Annotated in this window: 1 protein-coding gene; it reads left to right on the plus strand. The window is 27.3% G+C overall.

Annotation, left to right across the window (positions count from 1 at the left end):
• Positions 1-187 precede the first annotated feature (187 nt).
• The coding region (locus tag CN288_RS28130) for a GNAT family N-acetyltransferase (RefSeq protein ID WP_141528048.1) at positions 188-524 on the plus strand (337 nt) is incomplete at its 3' end.

The following is a 524-nucleotide window of genomic DNA, read 5'->3' on the forward strand; positions in this document are numbered from 1 at the left end:
TTTAAAATAACGCTTTTGTTTAATTTTTAATAAGTAATTGTTTCATTATCCTCTTATCCCATTTCATCTATATGCTTATCATTTTATCTCTTGTATAATAAAAATAACTAAATATAGAAGGGACTGAATTATGCGCAGATATCAATATTTTTAATCTACCCATCACAAAATAATGGAGGTAAAAGTATTGATTACAGAACTATACACACAAAGATTACATTTAAGAAAAATAGAAGAATCTGATTCATTAAGTTTGTTTAAAATATGGTCTGATCCAGATGTTACTAGATTCATGAATATTAGTAATTTTATTGATGAAAATCAGGCAAAAGATATGATTAATCTTCTTAACGAACTTGCTCAAAATAATAAAGCTCTTCGATTTACTATTATTGAAAAAGAATCTAATCAAATTATCGGCTCATGTGGTTATAATTCCTTAGATTTTGAGAACTCAAAAACTGAGATCGGCTATGATATTTCGAAAGCCTTTTGGGGCAAAGGATGGTTCTGTTGCAAAGTTT

The organism is Bacillus sp. AFS023182, assembly GCF_002560575.1.
In the GTDB taxonomy this organism is placed as follows: Bacteria; Bacillota; Bacilli; order Bacillales; family Bacillaceae_G; genus Bacillus_A; species Bacillus_A arachidis.